This window comes from Saccharothrix variisporea (assembly GCF_003634995.1).
Taxonomy (GTDB): Bacteria; Actinomycetota; Actinomycetes; order Mycobacteriales; family Pseudonocardiaceae; genus Actinosynnema; species Actinosynnema variisporeum.
Genome location: NZ_RBXR01000001.1, coordinates 7,598,077 through 7,616,308, shown reverse-complemented (window position 1 = coordinate 7,616,308; position 18,232 = coordinate 7,598,077). Strand labels below are relative to the sequence as shown.

13 protein-coding genes are annotated in these 18,232 nt (G+C 71.4%); 6 read left to right on the top strand and 7 right to left on the bottom strand.

Annotated features, from left to right (window positions below; genetic code table 11):
* Positions 1-680 precede the first annotated feature (680 nt).
* The 6 genes from DFJ66_RS34850 to DFJ66_RS34825 all read right to left on the bottom strand — a co-directional run bounded on the left by DFJ66_RS34850 (position 681) and on the right by DFJ66_RS34825 (position 6,968).
* Positions 681-2,201, bottom strand: coding sequence for a glycoside hydrolase family 13 protein (locus tag DFJ66_RS34850; RefSeq protein WP_121227725.1), 1,521 nt, complete (start codon positions 2,199-2,201; stop codon positions 681-683).
* Between the two features lie 27 nt (positions 2,202-2,228).
* Positions 2,229-3,068, bottom strand: coding sequence for a carbohydrate ABC transporter permease (locus DFJ66_RS34845; RefSeq protein WP_246030022.1), 840 nt, complete (start codon positions 3,066-3,068; stop codon positions 2,229-2,231).
* Positions 3,065-3,934: a carbohydrate ABC transporter permease gene (locus tag DFJ66_RS34840; RefSeq protein WP_121227723.1), complete on the bottom strand. Its 870-nt coding sequence runs from the start codon at positions 3,932-3,934 to the stop codon at positions 3,065-3,067. Before DFJ66_RS34840 ends, DFJ66_RS34845 begins: the two co-directional genes overlap by 4 nt.
* Entirely contained in the window at positions 3,934-5,280 is a 1,347-nt protein-coding gene (locus tag DFJ66_RS34835) for an ABC transporter substrate-binding protein (protein ID WP_121227721.1), read from the bottom strand. The genes DFJ66_RS34840 and DFJ66_RS34835 overlap by 1 nt, the downstream gene beginning before the upstream one ends.
* Positions 5,281-5,451: 171 nt before the next feature.
* Positions 5,452-6,453: a LacI family DNA-binding transcriptional regulator gene (locus tag DFJ66_RS34830; protein ID WP_121227718.1), complete on the bottom strand. Its 1,002-nt coding sequence runs from the start codon at positions 6,451-6,453 to the stop codon at positions 5,452-5,454.
* The gene (locus DFJ66_RS34825; RefSeq protein WP_147459436.1) at positions 6,450-6,968 is read right to left on the bottom strand and encodes an enoyl-CoA hydratase/isomerase family protein; all 519 of its coding nucleotides are present in this window, start codon (positions 6,966-6,968) and stop codon (positions 6,450-6,452) included. The genes DFJ66_RS34830 and DFJ66_RS34825 overlap by 4 nt, the downstream gene beginning before the upstream one ends.
* A gap of 83 nt (positions 6,969-7,051) precedes the next feature.
* On the opposite strand from DFJ66_RS34825, the gene DFJ66_RS34820 reads away from it, so the two are divergent.
* On the top strand, positions 7,052-7,600 hold the full coding sequence (locus DFJ66_RS34820) for a hypothetical protein (RefSeq protein ID WP_147459435.1): 549 nt from the start codon (positions 7,052-7,054) through the stop codon (positions 7,598-7,600).
* A gap of 81 nt (positions 7,601-7,681) precedes the next feature.
* Here DFJ66_RS34820 and DFJ66_RS34815 read toward each other — a convergent pair whose 3' ends face one another.
* Positions 7,682-8,545: a helix-turn-helix domain-containing protein gene (locus DFJ66_RS34815; RefSeq protein ID WP_147459434.1), complete on the bottom strand. Its 864-nt coding sequence runs from the start codon at positions 8,543-8,545 to the stop codon at positions 7,682-7,684.
* A gap of 267 nt (positions 8,546-8,812) precedes the next feature.
* Here DFJ66_RS34815 and DFJ66_RS34810 point away from each other — a divergent pair, with 267 nt between their 5' ends.
* From DFJ66_RS34810 to DFJ66_RS34790, 5 genes are all read left to right on the top strand, one after another.
* Positions 8,813-10,624, top strand: a complete 1,812-nt coding sequence (locus DFJ66_RS34810; protein ID WP_121227710.1) for a S8 family serine peptidase — start codon at positions 8,813-8,815, stop codon at positions 10,622-10,624.
* Positions 10,625-11,365: 741 nt separating this feature from the next.
* Positions 11,366-14,137, top strand: coding sequence for a type 2 lanthipeptide synthetase LanM family protein (locus DFJ66_RS34805; RefSeq protein WP_246030021.1), 2,772 nt, complete (start codon positions 11,366-11,368; stop codon positions 14,135-14,137).
* Positions 14,134-14,343 carry a hypothetical protein gene (locus tag DFJ66_RS34800; RefSeq protein WP_121227705.1) on the top strand — a complete coding sequence of 70 codons (210 nt, stop codon included), beginning with the start codon at positions 14,134-14,136 and terminating at the stop codon, positions 14,341-14,343. Before DFJ66_RS34805 ends, DFJ66_RS34800 begins: the two co-directional genes overlap by 4 nt.
* A 131-nt stretch (positions 14,344-14,474) precedes the next feature.
* Positions 14,475-17,387, top strand: a complete 2,913-nt coding sequence (locus tag DFJ66_RS45170) for a helix-turn-helix transcriptional regulator (protein WP_121227703.1) — start codon at positions 14,475-14,477, stop codon at positions 17,385-17,387.
* A 35-nt stretch (positions 17,388-17,422) separates the two neighbouring features.
* Positions 17,423-18,133: a peptidylprolyl isomerase gene (locus DFJ66_RS34790; RefSeq protein ID WP_121227701.1), complete on the top strand. Its 711-nt coding sequence runs from the start codon at positions 17,423-17,425 to the stop codon at positions 18,131-18,133.
* Positions 18,134-18,232 lie beyond the last annotated feature (99 nt).

The window sequence follows — 18,232 nt, the reverse complement described above, 5'->3', positions numbered from 1 at the left end:
GGGCAGTCGGCCTTGCCAAGCGGGCAGTCCGCCTTGCCGAGCGGCAGTCCGCCGGAGCGGACACAACTCAACTTGGGCTTCTTGCTTTTGTCATCTCCGTATGGCCTGCCCGAAGGGCTACCACATTTTCCAGGGGTTGCAGCCGAAAGTTTTGCGAGGAACGAGCAAAAGTTTTAGCGGCAACCCCTGGAAAATGTGGTAGGCTCCGCCAGGCCATACGGAGATGACAAAAGCAAGAAGCCCCCGCCGTTGCAGTTGAGTCATCTTTGGTGGCCTGCCCGCCGGCGAGGCGCTTTTCGCTTTTCGCTTTTAAGCGCTTTGAACGGAACGCTTCGCTCTCAAGCCGAACGCGCTTCGCGCTGGTACGCGCGAAGCGCTCGAAAGATCGAAAGATGAAAAGCGGCGCTCGCCGCGCGGCAGGCCGCCAGCGGGGGGGTGAAGGGCGTCGGTTCCCCCGCCGTATGGCCTGGCGGAGCCAACCACATTTTGGGCCGGGTGCCGCTAAAACTTTTTGCTCGTTCCTCGCAAAAACTTTCGGCTGCACCCGACCCAAAATGTGGTAGCCCTTCGGGCAGGCCATACGGCGGGGGAACCGAGGCCCTCCACCTGTGGTTGAGACCACCACACAAAAGCGCGCTGCGCGCGCCGAAAAGCCCGGGGCGGGAGTGCGGGGGGACTGCCTATCGGGAGTACCGCAACCACACCGCCGTATCCGGAGGCAGCGCACCATCCACCAACGGCCCGCTGGACAGCAGCACACCGCCATGATCAGGCAGTTCGACAACCACCCCCGACAAGTTCAGCACGCACGCGAACCCCGGCTCCCGCGTGAACGCCAGCACGTCCGCCCCGAGGTCCAACCACTCCAACCCGCCGTCCCCCAGCGCTTCCTCGGCCCGCCGCTGCCGCAACACCGACCGGTACAGCGACAGCATCGAGTCCGGGTCACCGGCCTGCGCCGCCACCGACAGCCCCGCCCAGTGCGCCGGCCGGGGCAGCCAGGAAGGACCGTCATCGCCCCACGGGATCGGCACCCGGCACCCGTCCCGCCCCCGGTCGGTGTGGCCCGACCGCTCCCACACCGGGTCCTCGCGCAGTTCGTCGGGCAGGTCGTCCACCTCCTCCAGCCCCAGCTCCTCCCCCTGGTACACGTACACGCACCCGGGCAGCGCCATGGTCAGCAGAGCCGCCGCACGCGCCCGCCGCGTGCCCAACCCCAGGTCGGTCGGGGTCAGGTGCTGTCGTCGGCCGAAGTCGAAGGACGTGTCCTCCCGCCCGAACCGGGTCACGTGCCGGGTCACGTCGTGGTTGGACAACACCCACGTCGGCGGTGCGCCGACCGGGGCGTGGGCGGCCAGGGTGGCGTCCACGACCTGCCGCAACGCAGCCGGGTCCCAGGGGCAGCACAGGAAGTCGAAATTGAACGCCGAGTGCAGCTCGTCCGGACGCAGGTAGAGCGCGAAACGCTTCGGGTCGGGCAGCCACATCTCCCCCACGAACACGCGCTCGTCGGGGTACTCGTCGAGCACCGCCCGCCAGGACCGGTAGATCTCGTGCACGCCGTCCTGGTCGGAGTACGGGGTGTCGGCGTCGGGTCGGGTGAAGTCCTTGACCAGGCCGTCTGCGACGTCGATGCGGAACCCGTCGACGCCCCGGTCCAGCCAGAACCGCAGCACGTCCTCGAACTCCGCGCGCACCTCCGGGTTGGTCCAGTTCAGGTCGGGCTGCTGGGGGCTGTAGAGGTGCAGGTACCAGGCCCCGTCCGGAGTGCGGCTCCACGCCGGGCCGCCGAAGCGGGACTGCCAGTCGTTGGGTGGCTCGTCGCCCTCGTGGAACCAGAACCGGTCCCGGCCCTCGCCGCGCAATGCCTCCTGGAACCACGGATGCCTGTCCGAGCAGTGGTTCGGCACGATGTCGATGATGATCCGCAGGCCCAGAGCGTGCGCCTCGTCGATCAGCTTCTCCGCCTCGACCAGCGTGCCGAACACCGGCGCGATGTCGCGGTAGTCGGCGACGTCGTACCCGCCGTCCGCCAGCGGCGACGGGTACCAGGGGCTGAGCCAGAGCGCGTCCACCCCGAGGTCGGCGAGGTAGGGCAGGCGTTGCCGCAGGCCCGCGAGGTCGCCGACGCCGTCGCCGTTGCCGTCGGCGAAGCTGCGCGGGTACACCTGGTAGATGGCCGCACTGCGCCACCAGTTCATGTGGGGGTCCCTTCCCTGAGGTGGGGGTCAGCCTTTGACGCCACCGGCGGTCAGACCCGCCAGGACGTGGCGTTGGAACACCAGGAACAGCCCGACCACCGGCGCGCTCGCCAGCACCAGCCCGGCGAGCATGAGGTTGACCGGGGTGTCGGGGGCGAAGCGCTGCAACGCCACGCTGAGCGTCTGCCGCGCGGGGTCGGAGAACACCAGCAGGGGCCAGATGAAGTCCTTCCACGCGGCCACCACCGCGAAGATGGACACCACGGCCAGGATCGGCCGGGACAGCGGCAGCACGACCCGCCACAACAGGGTCAGCTGACCGGCGCCGTCGATCTTGGCCGCTTCCAGCACCTCCACCGGGAGCTGGTCGAAGAACCGCTTGAGCAGGAACACCGTGAACGCGTTGGCCGCGCCGAGCAGCCACAGCGCGACCGGGTTGTTCAGCAGCCCGAGGTCGGCGACGGTCAGGTAGGTCGGCACCAGCAGGACGGCCGCCGGCATCATCAGCGTGAGCAGCATCATGCCGAGGATCCCCTTGCCCAGCACCGGTTTGAGCCGGGACAGGGCGTAGGCGGCGGGCACGTCGACCGCGAGCTGGACCGCCCACGTGCCGACCGCGACGACGATCGTGTTGAGGAAGTAGCGGCCCAGGTCCATCAGCCGCCACGCCTCGACGTACGTCTCCGGCTGCCACGTCAGCGGCAGCACGGTCGGCGGCACGCGGGCCAGTTCCGCCGCCGGTTTCATCGCCGAGAGGACGACCCACAGCAACGGCAGCACGAACACCACCGTGACGACGATCGTGGTGATGACCAACGCAAAGGCGTAACCGGTGCGCGATCGTCCCGGTGCGACAAGGGTTCTCACGCGTCGGCCCTCCTCGTGACGCGCAGGTAGAGCGCGGTGAACGCACCGAGGACCAGGAGCAGCAACAGGCTCAGCGCGCTGGCGGTGCCGAAGTCGTTGTAGTAGAAGGCGTACCGGTAGAGCAGGAGCAGCACGGTGACCGTGGAGTCCTGCGGTCCGCCGCCGGTCATCACGTACGGCTCGGTGAAGACCTGCATGGTGGCCACGACCTGGAGCAGCAGCAACACCAGCAGCACGAACCGGGTCTGCGGGACGGTCACGTGCCACAACCTGCGCAGCACGCCCGCGCCGTCCAGCTCGGCCGCCTCGTACAGCTCGCCCGGGATGGATTGCAGCGCGGCCAGGTAGACCAGCGTCGCCGTGCCGAGGTTGGCCCAGGTGGCGACCAGGACCAGCGACAACATCGACGTGGACGTGTCGTCCAGCCAGCCGGGGCCGTCGAGCCCGAGCCCGCGCAACGCGGTGTTGAGCAGGCCCGGACCCGGGTCGTAGAGCCACTTCCAGACCAGCGCCGCGACCACCGGCGGCAGCATCACCGGCAGGTAGACCACCAGCCGGAAGTACGCCTTGAAGTGCCGCAGCTCGTTGAGCACGACCGCCAGCAGGAACGGCACCGCGAAGCCGAAGACCAGCGCCAGGACGGTGAACAGCAGGGTGTTGCGCCACGCCACGGCGAACAGCGGGTCGGCGAACAGCCGCTCGAAGTTCTCCCAGCCGACCCACGTCGGGGCGGCCACGAAGTCGACCTGCTGGAACCCCAGCACGACCCCGCGGACGATCGGGTACCAGGAGAACACCGCGAAGCACAGCAGGGCGGCGGACAGGAACCCGTACGCGGTCAGGTTCTCCGCGACGCGGCGGCGCATCACTTGACCTGCGCCAGGACCGGGTTCACCTTGGCTTCCGCGTCGGCGAGGAGCGTGGCGGGGTCGGCGTCGCGGTCGGTGAGGACGGCCTGCACGACGTTGTCGAGGATGGCGTAGACCTGCTGGGCGTTGGGCGGCTCGATCAGCCCGGCCGGTGTCGAGTCCACATAGGACTTGAAGTTCTGCACCGGCACGGTGGCGTTGGCGACCTTCAGCTCGGTCTGCTTGGCCTTGACGTCACCGGTCCAGATGTCGGCGACGGGCGGGACGGGCAGGCCGATGGGTTGGCCCTGGTCCTTGTAGCGCTTGAGGTTCTTGTCGAACCGGTCGGGGTTGAGGTACTTCCAGCCGATCCACTTCAGGCCGGCCTTGATCTTCTCGGGCGTGGCCTTGGGGTTGATCATGTAGCCCTCGCCGCCGATCAGCGTGCCCTTGCCGTCCGGGATGCCGGTCAGGCCGTAGTCGGCGTAGTCGCCCTTGAACTGGTTGACGATCGTGGGGACGTTGTCGGGCGCGGCGAGGTACATGCCGAGTTGGCCCGCGCCCATCATCTGCTGGACGTCCTCGATGACCAGGAGCTGCTTCTCGCCCATGGTGCCGTCGCGCCAGCGCATGTCCTTGAGGTGCTGGAGGACTTGACGGCCCTTGTCGTTGTCGAAGTCCGCGACCCACTTGTCGCCGTCCTGGCGGGCGATCTTGCCGCCCACGGAGTACATCCACGCGGTGAAGTGCCAGCCGCCCTGGTTGTTCTTGCTGTACTCGGCGAAGCCGACCTTGTTGTCGCCCAGCGCGGTGATCTTCTTGGCCGCTTCCTTGACCTCGTCCCACGTCTTCGGCGGGGTGTCGGGGTTCAGGCCGGCCTGCTGGAAGAGCTTGCGGTTGTAGAGCAGGCCCATCGAGTAGTTCGCGGTCGGGACGCCGAAGACCTTGCCGTCCTTGGCGAACACGTCCCGGAGTTCTTGCCGGATCTCGGTGTAGTGCGGGAGGTCTTTCACGTGGTCGGTGATGTCCGCGGCCTGGCGGCGGGCGATGAGCTGGGCGGGGTCGGTGAAGTAGGCGTAGAAGACGTCCTCGAGCTGGCCGCCGGCGAGCTTGGCGGAGAACGTCTTGGGGTCCATGAAGCCTTCGTGCGGCTGGATGTCGATGTCGGGGTTGGCCGCCTCGAACTCGGCCACGTCCTCGTCGAAGATCTTGCGCTCGAACGCCTGCGTCTGCGGCGGCTGCCCGTTGACCGAGAGGACGACCTTGCCGCCGCTCGCGGTGTCGGCGGCCGACGAACAGGCGGTGACCGCGAGGCTGCCGACCAGCAGCAACCCCGCCACTCTGCGGAGCCGGAAAGAGTTCATGGGGGCGGACCCTCCTCGTGTGGTGTGGCGCACACGGTAGGTCTAGTCCACAGCTTCCCGCAAGATGTCTACGAGAGTTTGCAACTTGGCGACATCGCTTCGTAAGCCGCCTGGGCGCACGACGACAAGGCCCGGCGCGCACTTGCGCCGGGCCTGGTGGGTCTACGGGTGTCAGCGCGGGGCGGGCGCGGTCGAGGAGCGCACCACCAGTTCCGGCTCGAACAGCAGTTCCTCGGTCGCCACCGACGTGCCGGCGATCTGGTTGGCCAGCAGCTCCACCGCCGCCCGACCCATCGCCTCTATCGGCTGCCGGACGGTCGTCAGCGGCGGCTCGGTGCACGTCATGAACGCCGAATCGTCGTACCCGACCACGGACACGTCGTGCGGCACGCGCAGCCCCTGCCGCCGCACCGCCCGGATCGCCCCGAGCGCCAACGGGTCACTCGCGCACACGATCGCCGTCACCCCGCGCTGCACCAGCCGGGTCGCCGCCGCCTGCCCGCCCTCCAGCGAGAACATCGCGTGCTCCTCGGCCAGCTCCACCCCGGCCCGCTCGGCGCACACCGTCAACGCCGCCAGCTTGCGCCGCGACGGCATGTGGTCGGTCGGCCCGAGCACGGCCCCGATCCGCCGGTGGCCCAACGCGACCAGGTGCCCGAACGCCTGCTCCACCGCCACCGCGTCGTCGCAGCTCACGCGCGGGAAGCCCAGGTCCTCCACGGCGGCGTTGACCAGGACCGCGGGCAGCTTGCGGCGGATCATCTGGTGGTAGTGCTCGTGCGACGCGTCGGCCTGCGCGTACTGGCCGCCCGCGAACACCACCCCGGAAACGTGCTGCTCGAACAGCAGCTCGAGGTAGTCCGCCTCGGACACGCCACCGGCCGTCCGCGTGCACAGAACCGGCGTGAACCCGCGTTGCGCGAGGGCGTTGCCGACGACGTCGGCGAAGGCGGGGAAGATCGGGTTCTGCAACTCCGGCAGCACCAGGCCGACCAGCCGGGCGCGTTCGCCGCGCAACTGCGTGGGCCGCTCGTACCCGAGCACGTCCAGCGCCGTGAGCACCGCGGACCTGGTCGCGTCGGACACGCCGGGCTTCCCGTTGAGCACGCGGCTCACCGTCGCCTCGCTCACGCCGACCTTCGCGGCCACCTCAGCCAACCGCCGTTGCGTCATGGAGCAACTATACGGCAGGACTTGCGCGAATCTTGCGCGGACTTGCACTCCCTTGCAAGCTCGACGGCGGCCGGCACGACCCGGGAGGGCGCGACGACCCGGTCCACCAGCCCGGTCCGCAACGCCTCGGCGGCATCCACCCGGCGGGCCACCACGACACCCGTCCCGCTCACCCGGACGAGCCCACCACCCTCGGCCAACACCCGCCGGTCGCACGCGTCCGCCAGCACCGCCAGGTCGCCCGACGCGCTGCCCCCGATCGCCGCCACCACCGGCACCGGCAGCCGCGCCAACTCCGAGCGCAACGCCCGCAACTGGCGCACGTGCTCCCGCCGCGCGGCCGGGGACACCCCGACCACACCCCGCACCGACGCCGCCGACACCTCCGCGCACGCGTGCAGCACCAGCCCGCGCACGTCGGTCAACGTCGGCAGCAGCGCGCGCAGCCGGGCCGGCGGGTCCCGGTCGAGCCGGACGACCGCGACGCCGTCCGCGACTTCCACTGAGACGGACATGAGGTCGCCCATCGTGGCGGACTTTTCGCCCGGTTGTCATGCCGCTGCCCACCATCGGGTGACCCTTGGAGCACAATGTGGCGGTGAAGCGTGTTGTGTGGGCCGTGCTGGTGCTCGCGACGACGGCCGCGTGCGGCACACCGGTCGCCGGCAGGCCCGTCGCGGGCCGGGTGGTCACCCCGGGGTCGGACGCCGAGGTCGTGCGTTGGATGGACAACTTCTGCGGCGTCGCGAACTACCTCAGCGCGTCCGGCGGCTTCACCCTCGGCACACCGCCCACCGACCCGGCCGAGGCCAAGAAGTCGCTCAGCTCGTCCCTGGGCCGCGTGGTCGACGTCCTGAACGTCGCCGTGCACGACCTCGATGAGCTGACACCCGCCCCGGTGGCCGCGGCGGACCCGGCGGTGGAGGTCATCCTGGAGCCGCTGTCGAAGGCGCGGGACAAGTTCGTGCTGGCCAAGTCCACGGTGGACGAGGCGCCCGAGCTGACGCTGGAGGTGTTCGGCACGGTCAACCAGCACCTGACCGAGGCCGTGACGATGATGAACGACGGCGTCGAACAGGTCTCCCTGGTGTCCCTGCCCGACGACTTCCGCGAGGCCGCCGGCCAGGCCGAGAACTGCGGCAAGTAACCGCCGGCCGCGGCCTCCGGCCCCCGCTTCCATTGTCCCACGCACTACCGACAATCCCGGCCTGGCGGCTCACGGAAGCGCTCAGAGCCAGCCGCGGCGCATGGCCTGCACCCCCGCCTGGAACCGGGTCTGCGCCCCGCACCGGTCCATGAGCTGACGGACCCGGCGCTGGACCGTCCGCGGCCCCAGCCCCAAGTGCCGGGCGATGCTCTCGTCCGTCAACCCCGCCGCCAACAGCGCCAGCAACTGCGTGTCGACCTCCACCCCGGACGCCCCCGGGTTGAACGGGATCGAGTTGTCCCAGTACAGGTCGAACATCGAGGTCAGCACGTCCAGCAACGGCGACGGCCGGATCAGCAGCACCTGGTCCACCACCGCCCGCACGGCCACCGGCAGCACGGCCACCCGCGCGTCCACCACCGCCAGCTTGAACGGCAGCGTCGGCGTCACCCGCGCCCGCTCCCCCGACGCCACCAGCGAAGCGATCTCCGCCAACCGACCGGGCAGCTCCACGCTCGACCGGTCGTAGATGACCCGCCACTGCACGTGCCTGCGCCGGGTGTCCACCTCCAACTCCACGTGCTCCTCCACCGGCGAGATGTACGGCGGCTGGTCCAGCACGCACACCTCCGACCGCGCACCCGCCAACAGCGCCTGCCACAGGTCGCGCACGGCGTCGGCCCCGTTGACCACCTCCACCATCGCGGTGTCGTGGTGGTGCTCGGCCCGGTTGCGCAGGTAGGCGTCCATCAACGGCGCCGCTTCGGCCCTGGCCCGCCGGTGGCCGTCCTCGCGCGCGGCGATGAGCATCTCGACCGCCAGGTCCGGCGGGACCGCCTGCCACACGTCCGCACCAACCCGGCGCACGACGCCCAGCCGGTGCAGCTCCTCGAGCACCTCGGGCCGCGTTTGCGCCTCTTCGACGGTGCACGAACCAATGTGCACCAATCGCTCATAGACACGGGCCTGCTCATCAGGGACACCCAGGTGCGAGAACACCCACACATTGTCCCCGATAGGCCACTCAGCCCAGCAACCCAGGACCGTTCAGCCCATCCCACTGACGTAAACACGACAGTGACGCGAAACTGCCGCGTTCCGCCCCTGTGCCAATCGCCGTCGACCTGCCTACCTTTCACGCACTTCGCAGCCGGTTCAGACCCCTGACTCCCTCGCGGCAGGCGAAGCCCCTGTAGGTGGAAGGAAATCCCTGTGAACGGATTGCGACGCTCCGCGCTCTGCGCCGCCGCCGTCTCCGCCACGCTGCTCACCGGCACCGTGACGCTGACGGCGACCGCCGCGCCCGCGGAACCGCAGGCGTCGCCGACGACCAAGCCCTACGAACGGCTGATCGTCGGCTACAAGTCCACCGCCGCCGAGGCCCGGTCCGACCAGGCCGCCGCCTCGGACGCCGACGCCAAGGGCGAGAAGGTGGGGCGTGACCTCAACCTCCAGCGCCGCCTGGGCACCGGCGCGGCCGTCGTGGACCTGGGTGGTGCCGACGCCGCCACCGCCGCGAAGGCGCTGGACGAGTTCCGCGCCGACCCGGACGTGGCCTACGTCGAGCCCGACCTGATGATGCAGCCGCTGGCCACGCCGAACGACACCGAGTACGGCCGCCAATGGGACCTGTTCGAGGCCACCGCGGGCATGAACGTGCCCGGCGCGTGGGACAAGGCCACCGGCAAGGGCGTGACGGTCGCGGTGATCGACACCGGTTACGTGTCGCACTCCGACCTGGCGGCCAACGTCGTGGCGGGCTACGACTTCGTGTCCGACGCCTCGCGGGCACGGGACGGCAACGGGCGCGACGCCGACCCGTCGGACAACGGCGACTGGATGAAGGTCGGCGACTGCGGGACCGACGCGTTCGGCAACCCCATCCCGGCCAAGGACCAGGACTCGTCCTGGCACGGCACGCACGTGGCGGGCACCATCGCCGCGGTCACCAACAACAGCAAGGGCGTCGCGGGCATCGCGTACGAGGCGAAGGTCCAGCCGATCCGCGTGCTCGCGCAGTGCGGCGGCAGCACCTCCGACATCGCCGACGCGATCATCTGGGCGTCCGGCGGCACGGTGGCGGGCGTCCCGGCCAACCCGACCCCGGCCAAGGTCATCAACATGAGCCTGGGCGGCGAGTCGGCGTGCTCGTCGACCTACCAGAACGCGATCAACTCGGCCGTCGGCCGGGGCACCACGGTCGTCGTCGCGGCGGGCAACTCGAACAAGGACGTCTCCGGCTTCACCCCGGCGTCGTGCAACAACGTCGTCACCGTGGCGGCCTCCAGCCGCGCCGGCGACCGCACCTGGTACTCGAACTACGGCACGAAGGTCGACATCACCGCCCCCGGCGGCCAGACCCGCAACGCCAACGACACCCCCGGCACCATCACCACGCCGGAGAACGGCATCTGGTCCACGCTGAACACCGGCGCCACCACGCCCGGCAGCGAGAACTACGAGCCGTACCAGGGCACCAGCATGGCGGCCCCGCACATCGCCGGCCTCGCGGCCCTCGTCGTGCAGGCCAACCCGTCGCTGACCCCGGCCCAGATCGAGACCCTGATCAAGAACAACGCCCGCCCCCTCCCCGGCACCTGCACCGGCGGCTGCGGCGCGGGCCTGGCCGACGCGGCGAAGACCGTCACGGCAGCAGGCGGCGGCACCACCCCGCCCCCGACCGGCTACTTCGAGAACACCACCGACGTGGCCATCTCGGACAACACGACGGTGACGTCCTCCATCGCCGTGACCGGCCGCACCGGCAACGCCCCGTCGACCCTCAAGGTCGGCGTGGACATCAAGCACACCTACCGGGGCGACCTGGTGATCGACCTGGTGGCGCCGGACGGCACGGCGTACCGGTTGAAGAACTCGTCTTCGAGCGACAGCGCGGACAACGTCGTGGCGACGTACACGGTGAACGCGTCGAGCGAGTTGGCGAACGGCACGTGGAAGCTCCGGGTGCAGGACGTGTACTCGGGCGACACGGGCTACATCGACGTCTGGAACCTGACCTTCTAGGACGTCCGAGGGGTAGGTGCCCGGTCCCGCCTGCACGGGACCGGGCACTTTTCGCGCCGCAGGCGCTGCCTTGCCAGGCTGCCACGCCACGGGAAGGGCCTCGGTTTCTTCCCCCCGTACGGCCTGGGCGAAGCCCAACCGCGCTTGGCCCGTTTCCGCAACCAGCTTTACCGGTTGCGGAAACGGGCCAAGGGTGGTTGCCTCCGGCAGGCCGTACGGGGGGAAGAAACCGACGCCCTTCCCACCCCCGGGGGCCTGCCCGCCGGCGAGGCGCTTTTGATCTTGAGAGCGCGTCAGCGCGTCCTCTTGAGAGCGCGCAGCGCGTCCCCGAAGCTCTCGAAGAGCCGGCCTCCGGCCCCCGCTTCCATTGTCCCACGCACCACCGACAATCCCGGACAACCCCGGCGCCCAAGCCCGCGAACCCCACACCCCAAGCGCGCGAACCCCGGCCCCCAAGCCCGCCAAACCCGCGCCCCAAGCGCGCCAAACCCCCGCCAAACCCGCGCCCGAAGCGCCCCAAACTCCCAGCCCAAGCCCACGAACCCGCACCCATGCGGGGTCGGGAGGAATCTGGGGGTCGTGCCCCCATGTGCGCACCCCCACCCCCGTGTCAGGTTGTGCAGCGTGATCCCGTCCGCCTTAGACGCGCTAGCGCTCCCCGCCTCCTGGTGGCGAGCGGGAGTGCGTCGGACCTCCCCCGAACTGGTCGCCCCCCGTGGGCGGCCGGCATGGGCCGCGTTCGTGGAACGCGCCACCGCGACCGCGGCCCATGCCAACTTCGGCGGTGGGGACTGGCTGGACGCCTTCGCGTTCGCCCTGCGCCCGCTCGTCCAAGCGACGCTCGCCCTCGACCCGAGGTTGGCCGCCGACGCCGACTTCGCCAGAGACCTCGGCCACCGGCTGGCGCGCACCGCCGCCCGCGCCCTCGTCCTGGAGCTCAACCTCAAGCGGATCGCCCGCGCACTCGACGGCGACACCCCCCACAGCCGCTTCGTGCACTTCGTCGAGAACCTCGACCTGGCCGACGTCCTCAAGCGCTACCCGGTCCTGGCGAGACTCCTCGGCCAGACCTGCCTGCACGCCGCCCAGGCCCACCAGGAGCTGCTGGACCGCCTCTCCCACGACAGAGCCACCATCGTCCGCACGCTCTTGCACGACCAGGACCCCGGCCCCGTCCAGACCGTCGAGGCCAAAGGGGACGTCCACCAGCGCGGACGCGCGGTCGCCGTCGTCACGTTCGCCGACAACCGCAAGGTGGTCTACAAGCCACGTCCGACAGCACTCCACCAAGCGTTCAGCGGCCTGCTGGCCTGGTTCGACGGCCACACCGGACTGGACCTGCGCACCCCCGCCGTCGTCGCGCGCCCGACCCACGGCTGGCTGGAGTTCGTGGAGCACAAGCCCTGCGCGGACGTCGAAGGGGTCGGGCGGTTCTACCACCGCCTGGGCGGGCTGCTCGCCCTCCTCTACGCGGTCGACGGCACCGACATGCACTTCGAGAACCTGATCGCGCACGGTGACCAGCCGGTCCTGATCGACGTCGAAACCCTGTTCCACCCGACCGTCGGCATCCCGGCGGACCCGGCGATGCGGGCACTCGCGCGGTCGGTGCACCGGACCGCCGTGCTCCCCCGCGTCCTGCTCGGCGAGAACGGGGCGCTGGACATCGGCGGCGTCGGCGGCGACCAGAACTCCGTCGCGACCGGCGTGACGTGGCAGCACCCGGCGACCGACCGGATGCGCCTGGTCCGCCGCCCCGCCCCACTGCCTCCCGCGCTCAACCGGCCCCGCGTAGGCGAGGCCGAGGCGGAGCCCGCGGACTACGAGAGCGCGCTGCTGGCCGGGTTCCGCACCGGCTACGACGCCCTCTACGACCACCGCCACGAACTCCTCGGCGACCGCGGCCTGCTGCGGGCGTTCGCCGACCTCCCGGTCCGGTTCGTGCCGCGGATGACCCAGCTCTACGCGACCTTGCTCGACGAGTCGACCCACCCGGACGCCCTGCGCGACGCCGGCGACCGCGAGGCCGCGATGGACCTGCTGTGGGACGAGTCCACCGAAGACGTCCTCAAAGCCCTTGTGCCACACGAGCTGCACGACCTGTGGGCGGGTGACGTGCCGCTGTTCACCACCCGGCCGGGCAGCCGGGACGTGTGGACGGCGTGCGGCGAGCGCCTGCCGGACCTGTTGCCCACCACCGGCATCGAGTCCGTGGAGCGCAAGATCGCCGGGCTGGACGAGGTGGACCGGCACGACCAGCAGTGGCTGATCACCGCCGCCCTGGCCAGCCGCCCCCGGCCGGTGGACCACCGCTCCGGCGCGGCGGTCCCGGCCCGGCTCGACGCCGGTGTCCCCGACCCGCAACGGTTGCTGGTCGCCGCGTGCGGCATCGCCGACGAGGTGCTCGCGCACGCCACGGCGGACGGCCACCGGGTCAACTGGGTGGGCCTGGAACTGGTGGACGACCGGCACTGGGCGGTCTCGGCGATGGGCGCCGGACTGTCCAACGGGTACACCGGGGTGGCGTTGTTCCTGGCGCAGCTGGGCGCGCTCACCGGCGCCGGCCGCTACACCGAGTACGCCCGCGACGCCCTCACCCCCATCCCGGCGCTGCTGCGGTCGTTCGCGGCGGACGCCGAGCTAGCGGTCGCCGTGGGCGCTGGGGCGTTCCACGGGCTGGGCGGCATCTGCTACGCCTTGGCGCGGTTGGCGAACCTGCTCGACGACGCGGAGATCTCGGGGTGGTTGACGGAAGCCGTCGACATCGCGGCGGCCGTCGAAGCGCTCGGTGAAGACACGGCGAACATCGTGGAGGGCTGCGCCGGCGGACTGGCCGCGATGACCGCGGTGCGCGCGGAAAGCGGTCTGCCGGCGGCCGAACGGCTGGCCCGCGCCTACGCCGATCGCCTGCTGGCCGCTACCCCGACCGGCGACGGCTTCGCGCGGGGCCGCGCGGGGGTCGGCTGGGCGCTGCTGCGGTACTCCCGGCTCACCGGCGACCAGCGCTGCGCCGTGGCCGGGCGCTCCCACCTGCGCGCGGACCACGCGTTGCGGCAGCGGCTGGTGGACGTGGCCGAAGCGGACCACAGCTGGTGCTCCGGTCTGGCGGGCGCGGTGCTGGCGCATTCGGCGCACCCCGATCAGCCGGTCGACGCGTACACGCTGCACCTGGACCGGTGCCTCAACGCCCTCGCGGTGCACGAACCGCTGCGCGACCTCAGCCTGTGCCATGGTGAGCTGGGCGTGCTGGAACCCCTGGCCGTCCTCGCCGACCGCGGGCACGAGCTCGCGGCGGCGATGCTCACCCGGCGCGCCGGGCTCGTCCTGGGCGCGCTGGACCAGTACGGGGCGCGGTGCGGCACCCCGGGCGGGGTGCCGTCGGCGGGCCTGCTGACCGGTTTGTCGGGGATCGGCTACGGCCTGCTCCGACTGGGTTTTCCCGAGCGGACGCCGTCCGTGCTGATGCTCGAACCTCCCGCAAGTCCCTACCCCCACAAGGAGAAGTCCCGATGAGCGACGCCAACCACGACGAGGTCCCCACCTGGCGCGACGACCAGGACGGTGACCACCCCGCCGGGGAGATGGCGCTGTCCCGCAAGAACAAGACCGGCGCCCGGGCGCGGGCGCTGGCCGGCCTCACCCTGGCCGTGGGCGCCTACGCGGTGGTCGCCGCGAGCATCGCCGACAGCACGTCGGTGAGCGCGCCGGTCATCCACTGACCCGTGTCGCCCGTTGACGCGGGCCACACCGCGACCCGCGTCAACGGGTAACACCGCACGAAGGGGCCGAACTGCCCGCGCGGACACTGGGGGTGCGGGCAGTTCGGCGTGCGCCCGACTAAGGTCGGTCCATGCAGACCCGCGCGCCGGTCGTGGTCGGCCGCGACGACGAACTCCGGGTGTTGGACCAGGCCCTCGCCGACGCTGCCGCGCGCCGCGGGCGGGCGGTGTTCCTCGTCGGCGAACCCGGCATCGGCAAGACCCGGCTGGCCCGGGTGACCGCCGGGTCGGCGTTCGACCGCGGCATGCGGGTGCTGCGCGGTCGCGGGTCCACCATCGGGCCGATGGTGCCGTTCCGACCACTGGCCGAGGCGCTGATGTCGCTGCTGCGCGGCGGTGACGCCCCGGACCTGTGCGAGCTGGGCCCCTACCGGTCGGCGCTGGGCCGGCTGGTGCCCGAGTGGGGCGACGAGCCGCGCGAGAACCAGTCGGTGGTGGTGCTGGCCGAGGCGGTGCTGCGGCTGCTGGCGCTGGTCGGGCCGTGCCTGCTGGTGCTGGAGGACCTGCACGACGCGGACGCCGAGACGCTGGCCGTCATCGACTACCTGGTGGACAACCTGGAGCAGGTGCCGGTCGTCCTGCTGGTGACCACGCGCGCCGACGCCGGTCCCGCGCTGGACGTGGTCCGCCTTGCGGCGCAACGGGGTGCGGGCGTCCTGCTGGAGCTGCACCGGTTGGACGAGCCGCTGGTCCGCCGGATGGTGGCGTCCTGCCTGGAGGTCACCTCCGAGGAGGTGCCCGACGCGGTCGCCGAGCGGCTGTGGGCCGACAGCGCCGGGATCCCGTTCGTGGTCGAGGAGATGCTGCACGGCCTGGTGAGCGGCGGGTTGCTGGTGCGCGGTCCGGGCGGGTGGCGGGTGTTGGGCGAGCTGCGCATCGACGTGCCGACCGCGCTGGTGCGGGCCATCGCACACCGGACCGACCGGCTCGGGCCGCAGGGCCGTGAGCTGCTGTCGGTGGCCGCGGTGCTGGGGCACCGGTTCCCGCTGTCGGTCTTGCGCGAAGTGACCGGGATGGACGATCGGGCGCTGCTGTCCCACCTGCACGCCGGGGTCGCGGCGCAGTTGGTGACCCCGGACGAGCCGGTGCCCGACTGGTACGCGTTCCGACACCCGTTGACCGCCGAGGCGCTGCTGGCGCAGCTGACCCCGACGCACCGGGCGGAGGTGTCGCGGCGCACCGCGGACGCCGTGCTGCGGCTGCACCCCGAGTTACCCGGCGAGTGGTGCCCGCTCGTGGCGTCGCTGCGGCTGGACGCGGGCCAGACCGCCGAAGCCGGGCAACTGCTGGCAGAGGCGGGCCGGCGGGCGCTGGCCGATGGTGCGGCCGGGTCGGCGGTGCGGCTGCTCGACCACGCGCACCGGCTGCTGGCCAGCGGCGTGGACGTGGAGATCCGGGCGGACGTGCTGAGGTCGCTGTTGCCCGCGTTGGGCGAGGCCGGGCAGTTCGAGCGGGCGTTCGCGCTGGCCGACACCGTGGCGGAACTGGGCAAGGCCGGACTCGCGCCGGTGCGGCGGGCCGAGCTGCACACGGTCCTGGCCCGGGTGGCGTGGCTGTCGGGCCGCTTGGCCGATGGTCAGGCGCAGGTCGACGCGGCGCGGGCGTTGCTGGGCCCGGACGCCGACGACACGCACTTGGCGCGGGTGGACGCCGTGGCGGCGTTCCTGACGTTGGAGGCGCAACGGCCCGACCGGATCTCGTCCGCCGAGGCACTGGCCCGCCGTGCCGCCGAGGCCGCGTCGCGGGCGTCGCTGCCCGAGGTGGCGTGCGAAGCGTTGCAGCTGCTCGGGATCCTGGCGCGCGACCGGGACCTGGGCGAGGCGGCCGGGCACTTCCTGCGGGCGCGGCAGCTGGCCGAGGAGAACCGGCTGCCGATCCACCGGACGTACGCCGTCGTGCGGCTCGCGGGCATCGACTGGCTGGCCGACGGGTCGGTGGCGGAACTGGTCGAGGCGCGCGAGGAGGCGCTGCGGGTCGGCGCGATCACCGTGGCGTACAACGTGGACGCGATCCTCGGCCTGGACGCCGTGCTGCGCGGCGAGTACGCGGTGGCCGAGGAGAAGCTGGCGGTGTGCGGGGAGGGCACGCGCCGGTTGCAGCTCAAGCCGATGACGCTGTACGTGCTGATGGCCCAGGCCACCGCCGCCGCCCACCAGGGCAAGCGGTCCGAAGTGGACAGTGCCGTGGCGCGGTTCCACGAGCTGGGCGGGATCGGCTCGCAGGAACGGCCGCTGTGCTTCGGCCTGGCGCGGGCGTTCTGCGCGTTGCTGGAGGAGGACCGGGAGCTGGCCGAGCAGGACGTGGCGCGCGCGATGGCGTACGAGGCCGAGACGCCGACGACGTTCCACCTGTCCGGGACGCACGGGTTGCGACTGCTGCTCGGGGCGTTGTCCGGTGCTCTGGGTTTGGAGGCCTTCACCGAGATCACGCGGTCGGCGGCGGCCGGGATGCGGTGGAACCGGGTGTTCGGGCGGTTCGCGCTGGCGGTGCTGCTCGGGCGTGCGGGGCGGGAGGAGGAGGCGGCCGTCGCCGTGCGGGAGGCGCGGGAAGCGGCGGCCATCTACCCGTTGGCGCGGTTCCTGGGGTTGCGCTTGGTGGCCGAGGCGGCGGTGCGGGACGGGTGGGGCGAGCCCGTGGCGTGGTTGCGCGGGGCGGAGGAGTACTTCCACAGCACCGGCGGGACGGCCGTGGCCAGCGCGTGCCGGGGGTTGCTGCGGCAGGTCGGGGCGTCGGTGCCGCAGCGGCGCACCGGGTCCGACCAGGTGCCGCGCGAACTGCGGGCGCTGGGGGTGACCGTGCGGGAGTTCGAGGTGCTGCGGTTGCTGGCGGGGCGGTTGGGCAACAAGGCGATCGCGACCAGGCTGCACATCTCGCCGCGCACGGTGGAGAAGCACGTGGCCAGCCTGATCACCAAGACCAGCAGACCGGACAGGGAGTCGCTGAGCACCCTGGCCGCCGACCTGGCACCCTCCGACCGGCCCTAGTGCGCCTTTCCCGCAACTCGCTAGACCTGTCCCTCATGCGCACCTCACTGACCGCAGCTCTCACCGCTGTTCTGTTGAGCTCTCTCGCCGTCGACGCCGCGGCTTCCCCCGCCCCGGACGTCACCCACGGCCCTTGCGCCTACACCGCGACCCCGGACGACCCGGCGGCCCGCCCGGTGAAACTCCCCCCGGACCCGCGCCACACCCCGTCCCACGGCACGGCCGAGGTGGTCCTCCACACCTCCCAAGGCCCGATCCCGCTGACCCTCACCAGGGCCGCGGCCCCCTGCACCGTCCAGAGCTTCCTGCACTTGGCGCGCCACAAGTTCTACGACGACACGATCTGCCACCGCCTGACCGCGTACCCGACCCTCAAGGTCCTCCAGTGCGGCGACCCGACCGGCACCGGCGAGCGCGGCCCCGGCTACAAGTACAAGGACGAACTCCCCACCAACCTCCAGCCGGCCCCGACCGACCCGACCGGCCAACGCAGGATCTACCCGCGCGGCACCCTGGCGATGGCCAACGCCGGGCCCGACACCAACGGCAGCCAGTTCTTCCTGGTGACGAGCGACTCGGTGCTGCGCCCCAACTACACGATCTTCGGCCGAACCGACGAAACGGGCCTGGCCACCCTGGACCGCATCGCGGCAGCCGGCATCGCCCCGACCCCCGACAACCCCGCTCCGGTGGACGGCAGCCCGGCAACCCCGGTGACCATCCACAGGGCCCAGCGAACCTGCTGAAACCGCTGGTAGAGTGCCCGGGGGCGGGGCCCTGAGATGATCACCCGATCGGGCGACATACAGGATCCGCGACCTCCGGGCCTCTCACGCGTCCCGTAA